The sequence below is a fragment of the Pantoea ananatis PA13 genome (assembly GCF_000233595.1).
GTDB lineage: Bacteria > Pseudomonadota > Gammaproteobacteria > Enterobacterales > Enterobacteriaceae > Pantoea > Pantoea ananatis.
On sequence record NC_017554.1, the window covers coordinates 4,365,621 to 4,384,720 of the forward strand.

16 protein-coding genes and 1 riboswitch are annotated in these 19,100 nt (G+C 53.7%); of the genes, 6 read left to right on the forward strand and 10 right to left on the reverse strand.

What is annotated here, in order from left to right:
- Positions 1 to 80: 80 nt before the first annotated feature.
- Positions 81 to 1,352 (reverse strand): conjugal transfer protein TraF, encoded by a 1,272-nt coding sequence (locus PAGR_RS20600; protein WP_013024160.1) that lies wholly within the window; start codon positions 1,350 to 1,352, stop codon positions 81 to 83.
- Between the two features lie 427 nt (positions 1,353 to 1,779).
- Here PAGR_RS20600 and zur point away from each other — a divergent pair, with 427 nt between their 5' ends.
- Entirely contained in the window at positions 1,780 to 2,301 is a 522-nt protein-coding gene (gene zur, locus PAGR_RS20605; RefSeq protein ID WP_014606943.1) for a zinc uptake transcriptional repressor Zur, read from the forward strand.
- A gap of 70 nt (positions 2,302 to 2,371) precedes the next feature.
- Here the strand turns inward: zur and PAGR_RS20610 are convergent, their stop codons facing one another.
- The 4 genes from PAGR_RS20610 to PAGR_RS20625 all read right to left on the reverse strand — a co-directional run bounded on the left by PAGR_RS20610 (position 2,372) and on the right by PAGR_RS20625 (position 5,278).
- Entirely contained in the window at positions 2,372 to 2,584 is a 213-nt protein-coding gene (locus tag PAGR_RS20610; RefSeq protein ID WP_014606944.1) for a CsbD family protein, read from the reverse strand.
- A gap of 171 nt (positions 2,585 to 2,755) precedes the next feature.
- Positions 2,756 to 4,078 carry an MATE family efflux transporter DinF gene (gene dinF, locus PAGR_RS20615; RefSeq protein WP_014606945.1) on the reverse strand — a complete coding sequence of 441 codons (1,323 nt, stop codon included), beginning with the start codon at positions 4,076 to 4,078 and terminating at the stop codon, positions 2,756 to 2,758.
- 110 nt (positions 4,079 to 4,188) lie between these two features.
- The gene (lexA, locus tag PAGR_RS20620) at positions 4,189 to 4,803 is read right to left on the reverse strand and encodes a transcriptional repressor LexA (RefSeq protein ID WP_014606946.1); all 615 of its coding nucleotides are present in this window, start codon (positions 4,801 to 4,803) and stop codon (positions 4,189 to 4,191) included.
- A gap of 106 nt (positions 4,804 to 4,909) precedes the next feature.
- Positions 4,910 to 5,278, reverse strand: coding sequence for a diacylglycerol kinase (locus tag PAGR_RS20625; protein WP_013024155.1), 369 nt, complete (start codon positions 5,276 to 5,278; stop codon positions 4,910 to 4,912).
- A 128-nt stretch (positions 5,279 to 5,406) separates the two neighbouring features.
- On the opposite strand from PAGR_RS20625, the gene plsB reads away from it, so the two are divergent.
- Positions 5,407 to 7,833, forward strand: coding sequence for a glycerol-3-phosphate 1-O-acyltransferase PlsB (plsB, locus tag PAGR_RS20630; RefSeq protein WP_014595060.1), 2,427 nt, complete (start codon positions 5,407 to 5,409; stop codon positions 7,831 to 7,833).
- Between the two features lie 129 nt (positions 7,834 to 7,962).
- Here the strand turns inward: plsB and ubiA are convergent, their stop codons facing one another.
- The 3 genes from ubiA to psiE all read right to left on the reverse strand — a co-directional run bounded on the left by ubiA (position 7,963) and on the right by psiE (position 9,866).
- Positions 7,963 to 8,847 carry a 4-hydroxybenzoate octaprenyltransferase gene (gene ubiA / locus PAGR_RS20635; protein ID WP_014606947.1) on the reverse strand — a complete coding sequence of 295 codons (885 nt, stop codon included), beginning with the start codon at positions 8,845 to 8,847 and terminating at the stop codon, positions 7,963 to 7,965.
- Between the two features lie 11 nt (positions 8,848 to 8,858).
- Positions 8,859 to 9,371, reverse strand: a complete 513-nt coding sequence (ubiC, locus tag PAGR_RS20640; protein WP_014606948.1) for a chorismate lyase — start codon at positions 9,369 to 9,371, stop codon at positions 8,859 to 8,861.
- Positions 9,372 to 9,455: 84 nt separating this feature from the next.
- Entirely contained in the window at positions 9,456 to 9,866 is a 411-nt protein-coding gene (gene psiE, locus PAGR_RS20645; protein WP_013024151.1) for a phosphate-starvation-inducible protein PsiE, read from the reverse strand.
- A 627-nt stretch (positions 9,867 to 10,493) separates the two neighbouring features.
- Here psiE and PAGR_RS20650 point away from each other — a divergent pair.
- The gene (locus tag PAGR_RS20650) at positions 10,494 to 11,306 is read left to right on the forward strand and encodes an alkaline phosphatase family protein (RefSeq protein WP_014606949.1); all 813 of its coding nucleotides are present in this window, start codon (positions 10,494 to 10,496) and stop codon (positions 11,304 to 11,306) included.
- A gap of 397 nt (positions 11,307 to 11,703) precedes the next feature.
- Complete coding sequence (locus tag PAGR_RS20655) at positions 11,704 to 13,329, forward strand: Na/Pi cotransporter family protein (RefSeq protein WP_014606950.1); 1,626 nt, start codon at positions 11,704 to 11,706, stop codon at positions 13,327 to 13,329.
- Between the two features lie 48 nt (positions 13,330 to 13,377).
- Here PAGR_RS20655 and panS read toward each other — a convergent pair whose 3' ends face one another.
- Both panS and lysC read right to left on the reverse strand, forming a co-directional pair.
- Positions 13,378 to 14,298, reverse strand: coding sequence for a ketopantoate/pantoate/pantothenate transporter PanS (gene panS, locus PAGR_RS20660; protein WP_013024148.1), 921 nt, complete (start codon positions 14,296 to 14,298; stop codon positions 13,378 to 13,380).
- Positions 14,299 to 14,415: 117 nt separating this feature from the next.
- Complete coding sequence (gene lysC / locus PAGR_RS20665) at positions 14,416 to 15,768, reverse strand: lysine-sensitive aspartokinase 3 (RefSeq protein WP_014595054.1); 1,353 nt, start codon at positions 15,766 to 15,768, stop codon at positions 14,416 to 14,418.
- A gap of 110 nt (positions 15,769 to 15,878) precedes the next feature.
- Positions 15,879 to 16,071, reverse strand: a riboswitch (Lysine riboswitch).
- A gap of 399 nt (positions 16,072 to 16,470) precedes the next feature.
- On the opposite strand from lysC, the gene pgi reads away from it, so the two are divergent.
- Positions 16,471 to 18,117, forward strand: a complete 1,647-nt coding sequence (gene pgi, locus PAGR_RS20670) for a glucose-6-phosphate isomerase (protein WP_014606951.1) — start codon at positions 16,471 to 16,473, stop codon at positions 18,115 to 18,117.
- Between the two features lie 564 nt (positions 18,118 to 18,681).
- Positions 18,682 to 18,930 carry an exopolysaccharide production protein YjbE gene (gene yjbE, locus PAGR_RS20675; RefSeq protein WP_026020991.1) on the forward strand — a complete coding sequence of 83 codons (249 nt, stop codon included), beginning with the start codon at positions 18,682 to 18,684 and terminating at the stop codon, positions 18,928 to 18,930.
- The last annotated feature ends 170 nt before the right edge of the window (positions 18,931 to 19,100 follow it).

Sequence of the window (19,100 nt, forward strand, 5' to 3'; positions counted from 1 at the left end):
TGGTTAACAGTGATGATATTCTGCGCAAGGATAGCATAAGGGCGGGCGACAAGGTATCGCCCGCCCTTAAATGGCGGAGATTAGAAATTAAATCCGAGCTGAGCCATCGCGCCCCAGGTATTGTTTTGGCCTACCGAACCCGCCAGATCCAGGTGCACAGAATTATTGAATGGTGACAGGCCGAAACCGGCTGTGGCTACGTTTTCATCAGTCGAACGCATGTCCGCGCGGTAACCAGCACGTAACTGCAGCCAGTCCAGTACACGGTATTCCGCACCGACGCCAGCGTACTGGCTGTTTTCCTGCGATTTAAAGCGATGGGTTTCAGTGAGGTCAACATCACCTGTCAGGGTAACGGGACCTTTATCCCAGGCTAAACCCGCGGTCACTAATGGGCGGATTTCGTAAGTATCGCGGTAGCCGTTGACTTCTTTCGTTTCCAGATCGCGGGAAACCAGGTTTTGTCCGGTCACGCCCAGCGTCCAGTTTTCAGCAAACACTGTCGCCATGCCGGCATCAATGTTGAAGCCACTTTCCGTGCTGCGGTAGCGGCCATCGCGTAAATCGTTTTTGTCGTAGTTATAGACGCTGGCGGAATAGTTATACAGCCAGGTTTTTTGCAGCTTGGGTGTAATGCCAATTGAAACCGGCTGACCGGCGATGGTGAATTCATGCGCAACGGCAATACCATAATCCGTATTCAGTGCAGCCAGCCCATTGGCACTGGAACCCAGCAAGTTTTGGATATTAGCCAGCCCAAAGGGACCACCAGGAATACCTGCAAAGGAGCCATCAGCAACGCCCTGCAGTATGACAATGTCACCCTCTTTCACGTTTGCGCGTACATGTGCTGTACCGTAAGCCTTAGTCACAAAAGCAAAAGGCAGGGTTTCGTTAGGGATGGTTACGGCGATCGCCACGCCCGCTGTGGCATTGGCTTTGTTACCGCGTAAGTCCCGGAGCGTATTCGCTAAGTCGCCTGACGCGGCCTGTATCTCAGGAATACGACGCAACAGCTCAAACCCCGATGCATTTTCGAACAGATCCTGATAGCGATTCACTGTGTCAGTGATGTTATCGATCTTATCGACCATCTTGTCTTTGTCGGTGATTTGCGCACCGGCACTGGGAATAATGATGCTGACATCGTCATCAGGTTTCGCTTTGGTCATCAAGGCCGGGTTGGCCAGAACGGCTGATCCGTAGGTCGACGACGCCACGCCTGTTCCACCCATGGCATCGTTACGGGCATCATACCAGGTTCCTGCGGCCAGCGCGGAAGATGAGAAAACCAGGGCATTGAACACTGCAGGAAAAACCAGAACGGAACGTGGTACGGTTAATTTTGCCATTTGCTTATCATCACCTGAAATATTGCCGTCAAAACATTAACGACTGAATAGTTTGTTAGCTCCATTGTGGAGGATTGCTAACGCTTTATTGCTGTGAATTCAGAGTAAATAGTGGCGCAATTCCGTGGATTGATTATTTTTCGATCCGATATGTGCAGTTACCGCCAGAAAAGCTTCAGGCAAATCCGGTCTGAGCCAGCACTTTATTAAGAACATTTAAACATTAGTGCTTAACTCAGTGAGATGTAAAGTAAAAGTAAAAAATATCTATAAACATTCTGAAATACACTGGTCTCAGGCGGGTTGTTGCCGGGTGATAACAGGGGTAAAAGTGGTCAAAAAGGCAGGCTCAGGGACTCCTGGCGAGGTTCAGCGTCAACATAATTATTGTGATAAGATAACATCACCTGTCCAGCGGAGAACTTTCATGTCAACCATGACGCCAGAGCAAATTATGACCCAGGCTGAGAAGCTGTGTTTACAGCGCGGTGTTCGCCTGACAACACAGCGAGCAGAAGTGCTGAGGTTGATGGCCGGACAGCCTGGCTCAATCAGTGCCTATGATCTGCTGGATCAGCTGCGAGTTAGCGAGCCACAGGCAAAACCGCCCACCGTTTATCGCGCGCTGGATTTCCTGCTGGAGCAGGGATTTATTCATCGGGTGGAATCAAATAACAGCTACGTAATGTGCCATCACTTCGAAGCGCCTGCACACACGTCGGTTATGCTGGTGTGCGATCGCTGTGCTGGCGTGACCGAAAAGCAGGCTCAGGGCGCGGAGCAGATCATCGCCTCTTTGGCTGAGGAAGCCCATTTTGTCCTCAGAAATAGCGTGATCGAAGCGCATGGCTTATGTGAGAACTGTGCTGAAGTTGAGGCGTGTGAACAGCATGAACATTGTGATCACGATCATCATACTGAAGGGAAAAAGCGCGGTAAGCGGAGCTAGTTTGCACATCCTTGTGCGGTGGCCGGCATGAGCGTACCGACCCGGGTAGGAGCGTCCCTGAAAAGCGTGATTACCAGCGGTAATCTTTGTTAGAACCTTCCCAGGCCGTTACTTCCTTCTCCGCTTCTTCTTTTGCGTAGCCGTAACGTTCCTGGATTTTACCGACCAGCTGATCGCGTTTACCTTCAATGACTTGCATGTCATCATCGGTCAGCTTGCCCCATTTCTCTTTCATTTTTCCTTTGAACTGTTTCCAGTTACCACTCGCTTCGTCTTTATTCATTGCAGACCTCCACGTTATCCTTCGGTTTCGCATTATCTTGCAGTTAAGCAAAATCACGATATAAAGCGCTGGTCATAAGCGCCATTCAAAGTTAATTGTAGTAGGTAATCTCAGGATTGCCGGAAAAAATGAAAATATTATGTATCCTGCGTCATAATTCCGCCTGAGCGTTCAGGCATTGAACCAGGTGCCATTACGCCAGTGCTTCCGCCAGACCAGCCACAAGGATAAGCCACGCAGGGCCAGGAAAACGGCGATAGCCAGCCACAAACCATGGTTGCCCAGCCAAGGCAGTGTCGTGAGCGTCAGGAAGTAACCCAGCGCAGCCACTGCCATGCTGTTACGCATTTCTCTGCCCCGCGTTGCGCCAATAAACATGCCATCCAGTAGATAGCACCAGACGCCGATCAGCGGTAACACCATCTGCCAAATCAGAAAACTATCGGCCGCCTCTTGCAGTGCACGAATAGAAGTCAGCAAAGTCACGATCTGATAGCCAAAAAAAGCATAGGCCAGCGAGAAAAACAGCGCCACTAACAGGGCCTGGCGACAGGCAGACAACCATACCTGCTGCAGTCGGCTACCGTCTTTTGCCCCGTGTGCTTCGCCAGCAAAGGCCTCGACGGCATAGGCAAAGCCGTCCAGGGCATAAGCGGTAAAAGTAATAAACATCAGAAGGATAGCATTTACCGCTACCACATCCGGGCCAATACGGGCACCCAGTACGGTCAGCGAGGCAAAGCAGAGCTGCAAGAGCAATGAGCGCAGTAAGATATCGCGGTTAAGGCGAAGAAGGCGGTGAATATCGCCACGCCAGCTGCGGGTGAGCATATCAAACCTGATACCACGGAGCTTTAATACGCGCCACACCATCGCCATACCGACCAGCAACGTCGCGTATTCTGCCAGCGCGGTGGCGGTGGCGGCACCGGCCACGCCCCAGTGCAGGCCCAGAACCAACCAAAGATCTAACAGGATATTGATGACATTCCCCACCACCAGCAGGATGACGGGTGCCCGGGCATACTGAACGCCCAGCAGCCAGCCCAGGATTACCAGGTTAGCCAGCGTTGCGGGCGCGCTGAGCCAGCGAATATGAATAAACAGGGCAGCCTGTTCCAGCACCGACGGATCCCCACCGACAAAGCGGGTCGCCAATGCGGTGACGGGATAGCGGAGGAAGATAAACAGGATGCCGACCACCAGGGCGATGATCAGTGGCTGTGTCAGCGCACGCGCCAGCGCGGTCTTATCGCCCGCACCGAATGCCTGTGCCGTTAAGCCCGTAGTGCTCATGCGTAGAAAAAGCAGCAACATGAAGACAAAGCTGGTGACGGTCGTGCCGACGGCGACGCCGCCCAGATAGATCGGACTGTCGAGATGACCAATAACGGCCGTATCGACCAGGCCGAGCAAAGGAACCGTAATATTTGACAGGATCATGGGCAGCGCTAACCGCCACAGTTTTTTATCGGTAGCCGTCAGAAAGCGCATTCGTAAATCCGTGCGATGAACCGCCGGGGTTTCAGGTCAACCCACAGCGGAAAAGTAAGGACAAGCAGGGGAATAGTAAGATTGACGAAAGCCGACAATCTTAACCGGTTTTACAGCCACTCACCGTTACGCACAATGCCCACGGCCAGACCTTCAACGGTCAGTGACTGGGCACGGGTGTCAACAACGATAGGCTCGAAATCATTGTTTTCAGGTAAGAGATGCACCACAGAACCCTGCTTTTTCCAGCGTTTTACCGTGACTTCGTCATCGATGCGCGCCACCACAACCTGACCATTGCGCACGTCCTGCGTTTTGTGTACGGCCAGCAGATCGCCATCCATGATGCCGATGTCTTTCATTGACATACCGCTTACGCGCAGCAGGAAATCGGCTGAAGGCTTGAACATGTCGGGATCCACTTTGTAATGTGTTTCAATGTGTTCCTGAGCCAGTAATGGCTCACCGGCGGCAACACGACCGATCAGCGGCAGGCCGTCTGATGGCTCTTCTTCCATTAACAAACGGATACCGCGGGACGCACCAGAGACAATTTCAATCACGCCTTTACGCGCCAGTGCTTTCAGGTGTTCTTCGGCCGCATTGGGCGAACGAAAACCGAGTTGTGCAGCAATTTCTGCACGCGTTGGCGGCATGCCTGTTTGATTAATGTGGTCGCGAATCAAGTCGTAGACCTGTTGCTGCCTGCTGGTTAATGCTTTCATCCCGCCCCCTGGTTGTTTATACAGTCGCTGTGAGTATATACAGGTATTGGTGAAATGGAAACCAAAACTCAGGTCAAAATCAGTTATTTGAGCCGAGATGGAACGCTTATCGCAAATGCGACCAAAGCAGCGTTCCCCAGACAAAAAGGGCCAGTAATATTGCGATAAAAACGGCAGCGGATCCCATGTCTTTTGCCCGCCCGGCAAGCGGATGACGCTCCTGGCCTGTGCGGTCTACCACGGCTTCTATCGCGCTGTTCAGGACTTCGACAATAATCACCAGCACGACAGAACCAATCATCAGGATGCGCGAAACAGTATCGACATCCAGCCAGCAGGCCAGGATAATCGCCACCACTGCGGCAACCGCTTCCTGACGAAAAGCGGCTTCGTGCTGCCAGGCAGCACGCAGACCTTGCCATGAATAGCCGGCCGCTTTCACAATACGGTTAAGGCCGGTGGCATTATTTGTCATAATAAAGGAACTCTTTTCAAAGGATTGACGTCAATATTGGGCAGCGCACAATTGTCGCTGTCACAGATTTTTGCTGCGCTTTCTGATAAGCTTGCGCCGCTTTGCTAACAAGAGGCTTCATATTGTCTATGTCAGGTTGGCGTATACTTTTTTATAAATTACTGAATTTACCCCTTTCGTTTCTGGTAAAGAGTAAGGCCATTCCGGCCGATCCCGTATCCGAACATGGGCTGGATCCTACCCGGCCTATTATGTATGTCCTGCCTTATGATTCAAAGGCCGATCTCCTCACTTTGCGTGCGCAGTGCATCCGGCACGATCTGCCCGATCCGCTCTCACCACTGGAGATTGACGGGGCCCTGTTGCCGCGCCATGTCTTTATTCACGACGGTCCGCGCGTGTTCCCCTATTTCGTGCCCAGCGTCGAGTCGGTAAAAATCTTCCACGAATATCTTGATCTGCACCGCAGTAATCCTGAGCTTGATATTCAGATGTTACCGGTTTCAGTTATGTTTGGTCGTGCACCTGGCCGGGAAGTGCAGGGTGAAGACAATCCACCGCATTTGCGCTTGCTTAACGGCGTACAAAAATTCTTTGCCGTGCTCTGGCATGGACGTGACAGTTTTGTGCGCTTCTCACCGACCGTCTCTCTGCGTCGTATGGCGACTGAGCACGGCACGGATAAATCCATCGCCCAGAAACTGGCCCGGGTTGCCCGTATCCACTTTGCCCGTCAGCGTCTGGCGGCTGTTGGCCCGCGCCTTCCCGCGCGCCAGGATTTGTTCAACCGCCTGCTGCAATCGAAGGCGATTGAAAAAGCGGTAGAAGACGAAGCCCGCAGTAAAAAGATTTCCCATGAGAAGGCGCAGCAGAACGCCATCGAGATGATGGAAGAGATTGCCGCCAACTTCTCCTATGAAGCCATTCGCGTGACGGACCGGGTAATGGGCTGGCTCTGGAGCCGCCTCTATCAGGGTATCAATGTGAACGGCGGTGAGCGCGTGCGTCAGTTGGCGCAGGACGGACACGAGATCGTTTATGTGCCCTGCCACCGCAGCCACATGGATTACCTGCTGCTGTCTTACGTGCTGTATCACCAGGGGCTGGTACCGCCGCACATCGCCGCCGGTATTAACCTGAATTTCTGGCCTGCCGGGCCGATTTTCCGCCGTCTGGGTGCCTTCTTTATTCGCCGTACCTTTAAGGGCAACAAGCTCTACTCCACCGTTTTCCGCGAATATCTGGGCGAGCTTTTTACCCGCGGCTATTCCGTCGAGTACTTCGTTGAAGGCGGCCGTTCACGTACTGGCCGACTGCTGGATCCTAAAACCGGGACGTTATCCATGACGCTGCAGGCCATGCTGCGCGGCGGTACGCGCCCTATCACGTTAGTGCCTATTTACATCGGCTATGAACACGTCATGGAAGTGGGAACCTACGCGAAAGAACTGCGCGGTGCCGTTAAAGAGAAAGAAGGCTTTATGCAGATGGTGCGCGGCTTGCGCAAGCTGCGTAACCTCGGCCAGGGATACGTGAATTTTGGTGAGCCGCTGCCGCTGATAAATTATCTGAACAAGCGCGTTCCTGAATGGCGGGATTCTATCGATCCCATTGAAGCCCAGCGCCCGGGTTGGTTAACCCCAACGGCGAATGATATCGCGGCCACCATCATGGTGCGAATCAATGAAGCCGGCGCGGCGAATGCCATGAACCTGTGCGTGACCGCCCTGCTTGCTTCACGTCAGCGCTCACTAACTCGCGAGCAGCTGATTGAGCAACTGGAGTGCTACACCCAGTTGCTGCGCAATGTGCCCTACTCACCGGATGCAACATTGCCAGACATGTCCGCCGAAGCCTTGCTGGACCATGCCCTTAGCATGAACAAGTTCGAGAGTGAGAAAGACAGTATTGGTGACATCATTATTCTGCCGCGCGAGCAGGCCGTGCTGATGACCTACTACCGTAATAACATTCATCATATGCTGGTGATGCCAGCGCTGATTGCGGCGATTGTGCAGCAGCACCGTAATCTGAGCGAAGCCGAACTGCTGCGTCAGGTCAGTCTGATTTACCCCATGCTGAAGAGCGAACTGTTCCTGCGCTGGAGCAATGACCAACTGCCGCAGTTGCTCACTGATTTGTGCCAGGAACTGACGCGTCAGGGGCTGATTACCATTGAAGCGGGCCTGCTGTCGTTCAATACCGCGCGTTACCGTACGCTTCAGCTGCTGGCCGCAGGTGTACGTGAGACGCTGCAGCGCTACGCCATTACTTTCTCCATCCTGAGTGCCAAGCCCACCATCAACCGTGGCACGCTGGAAAAAGAGAGCCGTACCCTGGCGCAGCGTCTGAGCGTGTTGCACGGCATTAACGCGCCGGAGTTCTTTGATAAAGCGGTGTTTTCCTCACTGGTGCTTACACTGCGTGATGAAGGCTATATCAGCGACAGTGGCGATGCAGACGTGGCGCAGACACTGGCGACCTGGCATATCCTGGCTGAGCTGGTTACCAGCGATGTACGCATGACCATTGAGAGCGCTGTCGCGCACGATTAACGAGTCAGCGACAACGAAAAAGGCGACCATTGAGGTCGCCTTTTTTATCCGCGTGCTGGCATGGCGCAACTACCCGCTTTGACCCACTTTCCAATCCACAAGCTGGCTGTGATGTCCTGTCAATGGCGTTTAAAGAAGCTGTGAAAACGGCGGCGTATTCATCAGCACGCCCAGAAACAGAACCAGTCCTACGTAGTTGTTGTTCAGAAAAGCGCGGAAACAGGCCTGGCGATCGCGCTCTGCGATCAGCTTTTGCTGATAAACAAACAGCCCGCCAGCCAGCAATAGTGTCCAGTAAAACGCCCCGTTCAGATCCAGAATCATCCCTACCCACGCCATGAGTACCAGCGTCGCCAACTGCAGCAAACCAATAATGAATTTGTCGTAGCGGCCAAACAGTATCGCCGTTGATTTAACGCCAATCTTCAAGTCATCATCGCGATCGACCATGGCATATTGCGTGTCATAGGCCACCGTCCAGCAAATGTTAGCCAGAAATACCAGCCAGCAGACAAGAGGTAAGGACTCACTAACTGCTGACCATGCCATGGGAATCGCCCAGCCAAATGCCGCGCCCAGCACCACCTGCGGCAAATGCGTATAGCGCTTCATAAACGGATAGACCCAGGCCAGTGCCAGGCCCACGATCGAGAGCATGATAGTCATCAGGTTCATGCTCAGCACCAGGGCAAAGGCAATCAGTCCTAACACCACAAATAAGTATTTGGCCTCTTTCGCGGTGACGGCACCGCTTGCCAGCGGCCGGTGCTTCGTGCGCTCGACATGACCATCGACCTTGCGATCGGCATAATCATTGATGACACAGCCTGCGGCGCGCATAACAAATACCCCGGCGACAAACACCGCCAGTATGTGTAGGGGCGGAACAGCCATCTTTGCCAACCACAGCGCCCACAATGTTGGCCACAGCAGCAGCAGAGCGCCAATCGGCTTATCAATGCGCATCAGGCGGCTGTAAGCCTGCCATTTCGTCATGTTTTGTGTGTTCTGCACAGGTCAAACCCTTAACCTTGATCACGATAGAGCGGCGAAGCCGGTAAAAACAGTTCCGTTAACAGCAGCGGTTTCCCTGACAGTCGCAGGCGCGAGCGGCGTCCCCAGAGCGCATCAACGCGGCCAGGTTCAATGAAATCGCGGGTCAGCGTTGAAGACGAGAACAGGTAACGCCCCAGCGGGCGCGTACCGAGTTGCTGTAACATCGCTTCCGGGCCGTTGAGGGTACTTTCTGGCACCAGCGTGCGCCCTGCCAGCCAAGGTTCCTCATCCCCGTAGAGAATGACTTCTCGCAGCCAGAAACGCTGATCGGCAGGGAGTAATGCCCCTTCATCGCCGAGTTCATCGGCGGAGATAAAGCCCTCACGTACAGGTTCCACCCTGACCTTCTGGCAATGCTGTTCAAAACGTCGCGTCATGGAATCCTCTTCCATTAGCCAGTCACGAAGCGGTTGCGTCAATGCGGCATCGTCCAGCGCCAGCCAGTTAAGTGAACGTAACGAACGGAGCGGGTCTTGCGTCATGGCACTTTCCCCTAAAAATTTTCAGAGAGGTAGTTTAGCGCAGAGCGATACGAGGAACACCCGTCCTGAATGCTGAGAACGTGATTACTCGCGTTTAAGCCGGTTACTGTTTGCCAGCCACAGCGTGATCACCAGCAGCAGGATGGCCGCAGAGTAGCACAGCGTATCAAAGGGATTTTTATGGTCGACGATGATCAGCCTGATGATGGCCGTAATCCCGATATAGACAAAATAGCGCAAGGGAAAATGGTAGCCCGACTGAAAGTACTTCACGATGAGTGCAATGAACTCAAAGTAGAGAAAATAAATCACAATGCCCTCAATTAGCAGGTAGGAGGACGCCTGCTCACCGGTGCTAAACAGCACATTGGCCAGATGTACCGTCTCCTTGCCCAAAAATACCATCAAAATGAAGGCCAGGATCAACAGCCCCGCGTTCAGCACCCACTGCATCAGGCGCGCAATCTTCTGTGCTGCAGGATTTTTATCACTCATGTCACGCCTCGAGAATCGAATGGAGTTCGGTTAGCGTTATCATGCTTTAGTGTGACCTAAATCACAATATAGCCGTCAGGCTTACCGCATCCGCTGCCCTCTCCGACACAACGTTGAGACGTGCCGTGTTCCCTGTCAGGCAGGGTGAATTCCGTCTCCCTAAGGCGGAATGACACAGCTGTACAGGCCGGTTTTTTGTTGCTGTGTTACTGCGGCTCACATCGGCCCGTTACGGCGGCTGATTTTCGCCGTGCCGCGGGTTGTTAAGCCTGTCATCCATTTTTCATATCCGCAGACTACATTGGCTCGGCTTTTGCGAACGACGGCGTCAGACAATGCTTTCACCGGCGTCTCTGGATAAAGGCGTTTACTGCCCTGAGCTGGCGCGTGGCTTCTGTCCTCTGGCAGTGAGCAGAGTCAGGTGGCCGCAAAAAACGCGATGCAGTACGCGAGACGTCACCAGAAAGCAGACGGCTCGCAATAAGTTAGTGTGCGCACACTATCAAAATAGATCCTGCGCAGGCGGTAATGAGACGTGAAATCAAAGCCTGTCACCGCGTCAGAAAACCTCACAGTGATCCCTGAGGGCTCAGACGCGCAAATTCAGCGGCGCAGCAAGGAGAAAACATGAAAACGATTTTGGTGATTTTGGACGGCCTGAGTCACTACGTTGCTCAACATGCTATGGGTTACCTGCATGCGGAATGCGCCCAGGACAGAGGGCATTATTACAGCCTGACCTGCGAGCTACCCTCGCTGTCACGTCCGCTGTATGAATGTATTCTGACCGGCGTTGCGCCGGTGCAGAGTGGCATCATTCATAACGACGTTAACCGTATGAGCCGCGAACGCAGTGTGTTTCACTATGCGCGCGATGCCGGACTGACCACCGCCGCCGCCGCTTACCACTGGATAAGCGAGCTGTATAACCGCACCCCTTTCGTCCCGGCACGCGATCGCCACACTGAGGCCCCGACCCTGCCTGTTCAGTTTGGTCATTTTTACGTCGATGACAGCTATCCAGACTCGCACCTGTTTGAAGATGCCGAGAGTCTTCGGTTACGTTACAACCCGGATTTCCTGCTGATTCATCCGATGAATATCGATCATGCCGGACATCAGCATGGCCTGTCTTCTGCGCAGTACCGTAACCGCGCGCGCATGGCGGATGGCTATCTGTCGCAGTGGATGCCCGGCTGGCTGGCAGAAGGCTATCAGGTCGTCGTCACGGCCGACCACGGGATGAACGACGACCGGTCGCACGGTGGCATGCTGCCAGAAGAAACGACCGTTCCGCTGTTTGTGTTTGGCGAGGGATTCTCGCTAAGGCCCGGCCTGGCGCCTCAACAAACCGAGCTTTGTGGCACCCTGTGTTCACTGCTTGATGTGCTCCATGATAAGCCAGTCCATCATGCCCTGCTGGCGGGCTCAGCATACTGAAGCTGGCGCCCTTCCCCGTGCGGCGGAAGGGTTAAGAACATGAACGTCTTAAACCCGCTCCTGTGCTGACCTGCCAGGGTCAGCAACCGGGTATCACCCGCAGCCCTCTCCGGCCAGCCCCGCGCCCACTGAACGTTTCTGCCGGTGCGATGCGCTACCGCTGACCGTTCAATCGGCCTGAAAAGGCTCGCCCGGTAAACGAAGCGGTGCGCGCAGGCCGGATTTGTCCATGCAGATCGCCAGAGTAGTCTACATTTAGAGATGTCGACGTTGCGCAGGTTGTTTAAAACACTGAAAAAAATTGCACAGCGTCCGGCAATCACGTGATCAGATTGCGTTCTCCATCAGGCTGGCAATCTGAACCGCCTGAAGCCTGATGGTTAAGGAGCCACTATACGTGTTAACCCTGCTTAACTTACTCTCTGCCGTTGCGCTTCTGGTATGGGGCACGCACATTACCCGCTCCGGAATTATGCGCGTATACGGTGCCGATTTGCGCCGGGTGCTCAGCCGCAGTGTAGAAAAGAAACCCATGGCGTTCCTGGCCGGCATTGGCGTGACCATGCTGGTACAAAGCAGCAATGCCACCACGCTGCTGGTGACCTCATTTGTGGCCCAAAACCTGGTGAGCCTGACACCGGCATTGGTGGTGATATTGGGTGCTGACGTGGGGACAGCCATTATGGCGCGCGTCCTGACGTTTGATCTCTCCTGGCTTTCACCACTGTTTATCTTTTTTGGCGTAGTGTTTTTCATCAGCCGCAAACAAACCCGCGCAGGACAGCTTGGACGTACCAGCATTGGTCTGGGGCTTATCCTGCTGGCGCTGCAGTTGATTGTCGAAGCCGCCAGGCCAATCACCCAGGCCTCGGGCGTACAGGTGCTGTTTTCCAGCTTAACGGGTGATGTGATGCTGGATGCCTTGATCGGCGCGGTCTTTGCGATTATCAGCTACTCAAGCCTGGCAGCGGTGCTGATTACGGCCACCCTGACGGCAACGGGCGTGATCGCCTTTAAGGTGGCGTTGTGCCTGGTGATTGGCGCTAACCTCGGCAGTGGTTTACTGGCCGTCATCAACGGCAGTGGCTCCAACGCGGCGGGTAAACGCGTGGCGATGGGCAGCCTGCTGTTTAAGCTGATTGGCTGCGTATTGATTCTGCCCTTTGTCGATCCGGTTGCGGTATGGCTGGACAAGCTGCCGGTGAACGACGAAGAGCTGGTGATCTTCTTTCACGTTTTCTACAACCTGATTCGCTGCGTGGTGATGGTGCCGTTCGCCGATGCCATGGCGCGTCTGTGTTGCCGACTGATTGCTGACGATGCCGAAAGCGATACCACGCTGAAACCCAGGCACCTTGACAGCAGCGCGCTGGATACACCGGCACTGGCGTTGGTTAACGCGGCGCGCGAAGCGTTGCGCATGGGCGACGTGCTGGAGCAGATGCTGGACACGTTTCTGCAAGTGGTTCGTGGAGAAGCACGCGCGGAACGTCGCGTGCGGCGGCTGGATGATGACGTCGATGTGCTCTACACCGCCATCAAACTCTATCTGGCGCGCATGCCCAAAGAGGATTTATCAGAGCAGGATTCTCGCCGTTGGGGAGAAGTGATTGAAATGTCGCTAAATCTGGAAATGGCAGGCGATATCATTGAACGCATGAGCGGCGATGTCGCCGATAAGTCTCTTGCCGCGCGGCGGACCTTTTCGCCAGAAGGCATGAAAGAGCTTGAGTCACTCTACGAACAGCTGGTTGAAAACCTGCGGCTGAGCCTGTCGGTTTTCCTCTCGCACGACGTCACCAGCGCGAAGCGGTTGCGCCGAGCCAAACACCGTTTCCGCCTGAAAATACGCCGTTATTCCCATTCACACGTCAATCGCCTGCACCAGCAGAATGTGCAGAGCATTGAAACCAGCTCACTCCATCTGGGCCTGCTGGGTGATATGAAGCGGCTAAACTCCCTGTTCTGCGCAGTGGCCTACACGGTGCTGGAACAGCCGGATGACGAAAGGGACGGGGATTAATCTACAGGGGCCATCCGGCCCCGTGATGTCGGTTGTACAGGCAAAAAACTACTTCTTTTTCTCAACAGGTTTACCCGACCAGTAACCCGCCAGCAGTGAACCGGACAGGTTATGCCAGACAGAGAACAGGGCGCCCGGCAGCGCTGCCAGAGGAGAAAAGTAAAGTTTGCCCAGCGTTGCGGCCAGTCCTGAGTTTTGCATACCGACCTCAAGCGCCAGCGTGCGGCAGGTGGACTCATCAAAGCCAAACAGTTTACCGCCCCAGTAGCCTCCCAGCAGACCAATGGCATTGTGCAGGATGACCGCTGCAATCACCATGACACCGACTGAGGCAATAAAGCCCTGGCTACCTGCCACTACGGCGCTGATGATCAGCAGAATACAGAGCATGGAAAAGGCTGGTAGATAGGGCTCGATCCGGCGCACCACGCTGTTCATGGTGTGATGGATGATCAGGCCTAACCCGATAGGGATCACGACGATCTTCACGATGCTCAGTAGCATCCCAGCGACATCAACCTGAATGTGCGTATCCACGTAAAAGCGCGTCAGCAGCGGCGTGGCAAACACGCCCACCAATGCTGACACCGACGAGATCGTCACCGACAGGGCCACATCGCCTTTAGCCAGATAGATCATGACGTTAGAAGCGGTCCCACTGGCAACGCTGCCCACCAGAATCATCCCCGCAGCGAGATCCGGCGGCATATGAAACAGCTTAGCCAGCGCCCAGGCGGCCAGCGGCATGACCAGATAGTGTAAGAAGGTGCCGGCAATAACCGGCGCCGGGCGCGTCAGCACGCGTTTAAAATCATCAATGTTCAGCGTTACGCCCATGCCAAACATAATCAGCATCAGCAGATAAGCGACCCATGGACCGATGCCAAGAAAGGTTGTGGGTGAATAGTAGGCAGCGACAGACAACAGAATTGCCCACAAAGGAAACAGACGAGTTAAGGTGGCAAGCATAAACAGATATCCTTATGAGCGAGTGAGGGACTACTGTGAAAGCACGCTGTGCCGCCTGGCGGCCTGTCGTGAAAAAGCCGGACAGAGCCCGGCTTTAACCCAGTGGCGGCTGAGCGCTTATTCAAACAAATTGTGATGCAGTGTACGCACTACGCTTTCAGCATCATTGCCCGGCACAAGGAAACAGAGATTGTAGCTGCTGGCACCGTAGCAGATCATCCGCAGGTTAAAAGGTTCGAGCACGCCGAAGACCTCTTTCCCTACGCCGCAAGCTTTCGACAATTCGTTGCCGATAATGGCCACCAGCGCCAGGTTTTCTTCCACTTCCACCCGACAGAGTGACGACAGCTCCGTCAGCAGCGCCTGGCTCAGCAGATTGTCGCCCGTTGAGGTTGATCCCGTGGTATCCAGCGTTAACGCCACGCTGACTTCCGACGTGGTGATCAGATCCACTGACACGTTGTGACGCACCAGAATATTGAACACTTCAGACAGGAAGCCCGGCGTGTGTAGCATATTCAGGCTGTGCAGCGTGACCAGGGTTTGCTTGCGGCGCAGCGCCAGCGCACGGAACAGCGGTGGATTCGCCGTCTCATTGCACACGCGCGTACCGCCCGCGGCAGGATCTTTACTGGAACCAACAAACACCGGAATGTCGCTACGCACCGCAGGCAGCAGCGTCGCAGGGTGCAGCACTTTGGCCCCAAAGGTGGCCATTTCAGCCGCTTCTTCAAAGGTGATCTCATCAATACGTTTTGCCGCAGGCACCACGCGCGGATCGGTGGTGTAGATCCCCGGCACGTCCGTCCAGATATCCACGCGCGAGGCTTTTAACGCTTCACCCAGCAAGGCAGCCGTGTAGTCACTGCCGCCGCGACCTAACGTGGTCGTGCGCCCTTTTTCTTCGCTGCCGATAAAGCCCTGGGTCACCACCAGTGACGCCGCAATACGCGGTTGCAGCTGCGCGCTAACCTGTTCAGCCAGTACGGCCACATCGGGCTCAGCACGGCCAAAACGGTCATTGGTGCGCATGACTTTGCGTACATCGAACCATTCCGCATTAACCTTGCGTTCACGCAGGATCTCAACGAACAGCAAGGTCGACATCAGTTCGCCGTGGCTGACCAGTTCGTCGGTTAAGGCGTTAGACGTGGCCAGCGCGGCCGCATCGGACAGCATGCCGATGTTATCAATGATGCGGTCGATTTCGTCGCGAATGACGTCCGGATTTTGCAGACGATCGATGATGGCGTATTGAATGCGGCGGATGTCATCGAGTTGCGCTGCACGCTGCGATGTCTCCTGGCCTTCGGCAAGAGAGACCAGCAGGTTTGTGATGCCTGCAGAGGCAGAGAGCACCACCAGCCGGGTATTGCTGTCCTGCAATACCACATCGGCGCTACGGTTCATGGCATCGAAATCGGCAACGCTGGTACCGCCAAATTTCGCTACATTCAGATTCAGAGACATTGTATGACCTCGTGTCAGGGTACGTTGCCCTCATCCGTTAACGGGTGAGAAACAGTAATTCAGCCTAAGCACAAGGAAAGAGCAGAAACGGGTAAGATCGAATAGACGAGTCACCCAGAAGCGCTCCACCTTGCAAAACGTCCGACTGTGGACGTTTCTGGTGACAACCCAGAGGATTCAGCCCCTGTAGCCGACAGTCAACACACCGTGTGTTTACCACCTCGGCGTCGCTCCCCCTGATGTGTTATCGCCGGATACGGTTCCTCCAACACACTGCCTGGGCGACGCGCCTCTTCTGGCTTGCGCACGGGTGCGCAAGTAGCGCGCATAGATTTATCGATTTCTGGCCCTGCTGTCAATGACCGCTGTGGGACAATTTTTCATGCAGAGCGCACCGGATAACAAATTTTGCCCTAATGCAGCGACTACAGTGCTTAATGGCTTCAGCAACGCCACCACTTTCTGATGTGGCACAAGGTATGCGGTCTGCTAACAGGCCATACTTTTCAGCCTTTCCCCCATGGAATCAGGCTGAAATCTTGCCGCATTATTGACCGTAAAACAGCGTGTTTTCATCATGGTGCCTTTATGGCGCAGACAAAATTTTCCTTTCAGTTGCAACTGTGGTCATACTGAAATGCTAACCGGGTACGATGCGACCCCGATGGAATGACGGTTCTTAATATCAACAAGAGTGTTGCCATGAAAAATATCAATCCGACCCAAACCGCAGCCTGGAAAGCGCTGCAAGAGCACTATGAACAGATGAAAACGGCGAAAATTGCCGACCTGTTTGCCCAGGATGCCGATCGTTTTGCTAAATTCTCAGCCACCTTTGACGACCAGATGCTGGTGGATTTTTCGAAAAACCGCATTACTCAGGAAACCCTCGATAAGCTTCAGGCACTGGCAAAAGAGACCGATTTAAGCGGTGCGATTAAGTCTATGTTCTCGGGTGAGAAGATTAACCGCACTGAAGATCGCGCCGTGCTGCACGTCGCGCTGCGTAACCGCAGTAATACGCCGATTATCGTTGATGGCAAAGATGTCATGCCTGAAGTCAACGCCGTGCTGGAAAAAATGAAAGGCTTTTCCGAACGCATTATCGGCGGTGACTGGAAAGGCTATACCGGAAAACCCATTACGGACGTTGTTAACATCGGTATCGGTGGCTCTGACCTCGGTCCCTTCATGGTGACGGAAGCGCTGCGCCCGTATAAAAATCACCTGAACATGCATTTCGTGTCTAACGTCGATGGCACCCACATTGCCGAAACGCTAAAAGATCTGAGTCCTGAAACCACGCTGTTCCTGGTCGCCTCTAAAACCTTCACCACCCAGGAAACCATGACCAACGCCCACAGTGCGCGTGACTGGTTCCTGAAAACGGCCGGCGATCAACAGCACGTTGCGAAGCACTTTGCTGCGCTCTCCACCAATGCCAAAGCGGTAGGCGAATTTGGTATTGATACGGACAACATGTTCGAATTCTGGGACTGGGTAGGCGGTCGCTATTCACTCTGGTCAGCAATTGGTCTGTCAATTATCCTTTCTATTGGCTTCGATAATTTTGAGCAGCTGCTGAGCGGCGCGCACGCCATGGATAAGCACTTCTCAACCACCCCAGCGGAGCAGAATCTTCCGGTGCTGCTGGCGCTGATCGGGATCTGGTACAACAACTTCTTCGGTGCCGAAACAGAAGCCATCCTGCCGTACGACCAATATATGCATCGCTTCGCGGCCTATTTCCAACAGGGAAATATGGAATCGAACGGTAAATACGTTGACCGTGCAGGCCAGCCTGTTACCTATCAGACAGGCCCGATTATCTGGGGCGAACCGGGTACTAACGGCCAGCACGCGTTCTACCAGCTGATTCATCAGGGCACCAAACTGGTCCCGTGCGACTTTATCGCCCCTGCTGTGAGCCACAATGCGCTTGCCGATCACCATCCTAAACTGCTGTCTAACTTCTTTGCCCAGACCGAGGCCCTGGCCTTTGGGAAATCGCGTGATGTGGTTCAGAAAGAGTTCACCGACGCCGGAAAGTCTGCCGAGTCGGTCGCGCATATTGTGCCGTTTAAAGTGTTTGAAGGTAACCGGCCTACTAACTCTATTTTGTTACGCGAAATCACGCCGTTTAGCCTGGGTGCCCTGATTGCCCTGTATGAACATAAAATCTTCACCCAGGGTGCCATTCTGAACATCTTTACCTTCGATCAGTGGGGCGTTGAGCTGGGCAAACAACTGGCAAACCGTATTCTGCCAGAGCTCGAAAATGACAGTGATATTACCAGTCATGACAGCTCCACTAATGCCTTAATTAATCGCTACAAGCGTTGGCGTTAAATTTCCACAGGCACAAAAAGGCGGCTATTTAGTCGCCTTTTTTATTCTATGATGGAGAGTGCAACCCGCTTTTTATCTGAAAAGTCGATATACGGATTGGATAATTCTTAAAATAGGCTGAGGCAAATCCGAAGTTAGCCGGGGTTAAATCATGACAATCTTATTAAAAATGGCCCTAAAACGGCACGCAACTCATTCTTACCTGTTGTTTTATAATGTTATTTAATTTAACCACACTTAAGGAAATTCCGATAATTCTTATTCCGTACCAAAGAATACTAAATAAGTAGAAACCGCTTTGCTTTCTCCGTCTTTGCAGACAAATATCCGGCCTTTCAGCATAAACCCATGCCTTTAAAATAAGTTAACGCTGAATTTACTTAATTTAGCCCGTTTACGCCCTCACAGACTGACAGGTTTTTACATTACTGAACTCTGGTATTTTGTTGCCCTATACTGGACGCGCCCGTAATGGGTCTGTCCTTCGGCTTTGCGTCAACGGTTTATGCTGTTGTGCAAAAATGTCGGATAGCAATCCTTCATTCACTCAATGTAGGTGTTGTTATGAAAAAACGCATGATTGCCGGTCTGGCATTACTTTACGTAGCCGTCTCTTCCAGTGCGTTTGCCGCGCCGGAAGAAGCTGGTGCTGCAGCGGGCGCACAGGCGGGCACCATGTCCGCAGGTACGACGACCGCTGTAGGTATCGGCGTGCTCGGCGCGTTAGTAGGACTCGGTGTTGCCGCTTCTGGCGGTGGTGACGGGGCAAATACTGGTACAACAACCACAACCACAACGGGCACCACGCGTTGATGGGTACCCTGCTCATTCGGGCTGTAGCAAGGCTGCGAACGCGCATATCACGATTCGTTTGCGCAGGTAAATGAGTCGCTATCAGGATGCCACAGCGTCGGCGGCCTGAACGAGTAAGGGTATGGGAGCTTTAAACATAACCACACTTTCGTGTGGTTATTTTTACTTTG

Coding starts and splice junctions, on each gene's coding strand:
- lysC (WP_014595054.1), bottom strand. CDS start 15,768: ATGTCTCTGAATCTGAATGTAGCGAAATTTGGCGGTACCAGCGTTGCC.
- pgi (WP_014606951.1), top strand. CDS start 16,471: ATGAAAAATATCAATCCGACCCAAACCGCAGCCTGGAAAGCGCTGCAA.
- yjbE (WP_026020991.1), top strand. CDS start 18,682: ATGAAAAAACGCATGATTGCCGGTCTGGCATTACTTTACGTAGCCGTC.
- zur (WP_014606943.1), top strand. CDS start 1,780: ATGTCAACCATGACGCCAGAGCAAATTATGACCCAGGCTGAGAAGCTG.
- dinF (WP_014606945.1), bottom strand. CDS start 4,078: ATGCGCTTTCTGACGGCTACCGATAAAAAACTGTGGCGGTTAGCGCTG.
- psiE (WP_013024151.1), bottom strand. CDS start 9,866: ATGAGTGATAAAAATCCTGCAGCACAGAAGATTGCGCGCCTGATGCAG.
- panS (WP_013024148.1), bottom strand. CDS start 14,298: ATGCTTGCCACCTTAACTCGTCTGTTTCCTTTGTGGGCAATTCTGTTG.
- PAGR_RS20600 (WP_013024160.1), bottom strand. CDS start 1,352: ATGGCAAAATTAACCGTACCACGTTCCGTTCTGGTTTTTCCTGCAGTG.
- PAGR_RS20650 (WP_014606949.1), top strand. CDS start 10,494: ATGAAAACGATTTTGGTGATTTTGGACGGCCTGAGTCACTACGTTGCT.
- lexA (WP_014606946.1), bottom strand. CDS start 4,803: ATGAAAGCATTAACCAGCAGGCAGCAACAGGTCTACGACTTGATTCGC.
- ubiC (WP_014606948.1), bottom strand. CDS start 9,371: ATGACGCAAGACCCGCTCCGTTCGTTACGTTCACTTAACTGGCTGGCG.
- PAGR_RS20625 (WP_013024155.1), bottom strand. CDS start 5,278: ATGACAAATAATGCCACCGGCCTTAACCGTATTGTGAAAGCGGCCGGC.
- plsB (WP_014595060.1), top strand. CDS start 5,407: ATGTCAGGTTGGCGTATACTTTTTTATAAATTACTGAATTTACCCCTT.
- PAGR_RS20610 (WP_014606944.1), bottom strand. CDS start 2,584: ATGAATAAAGACGAAGCGAGTGGTAACTGGAAACAGTTCAAAGGAAAA.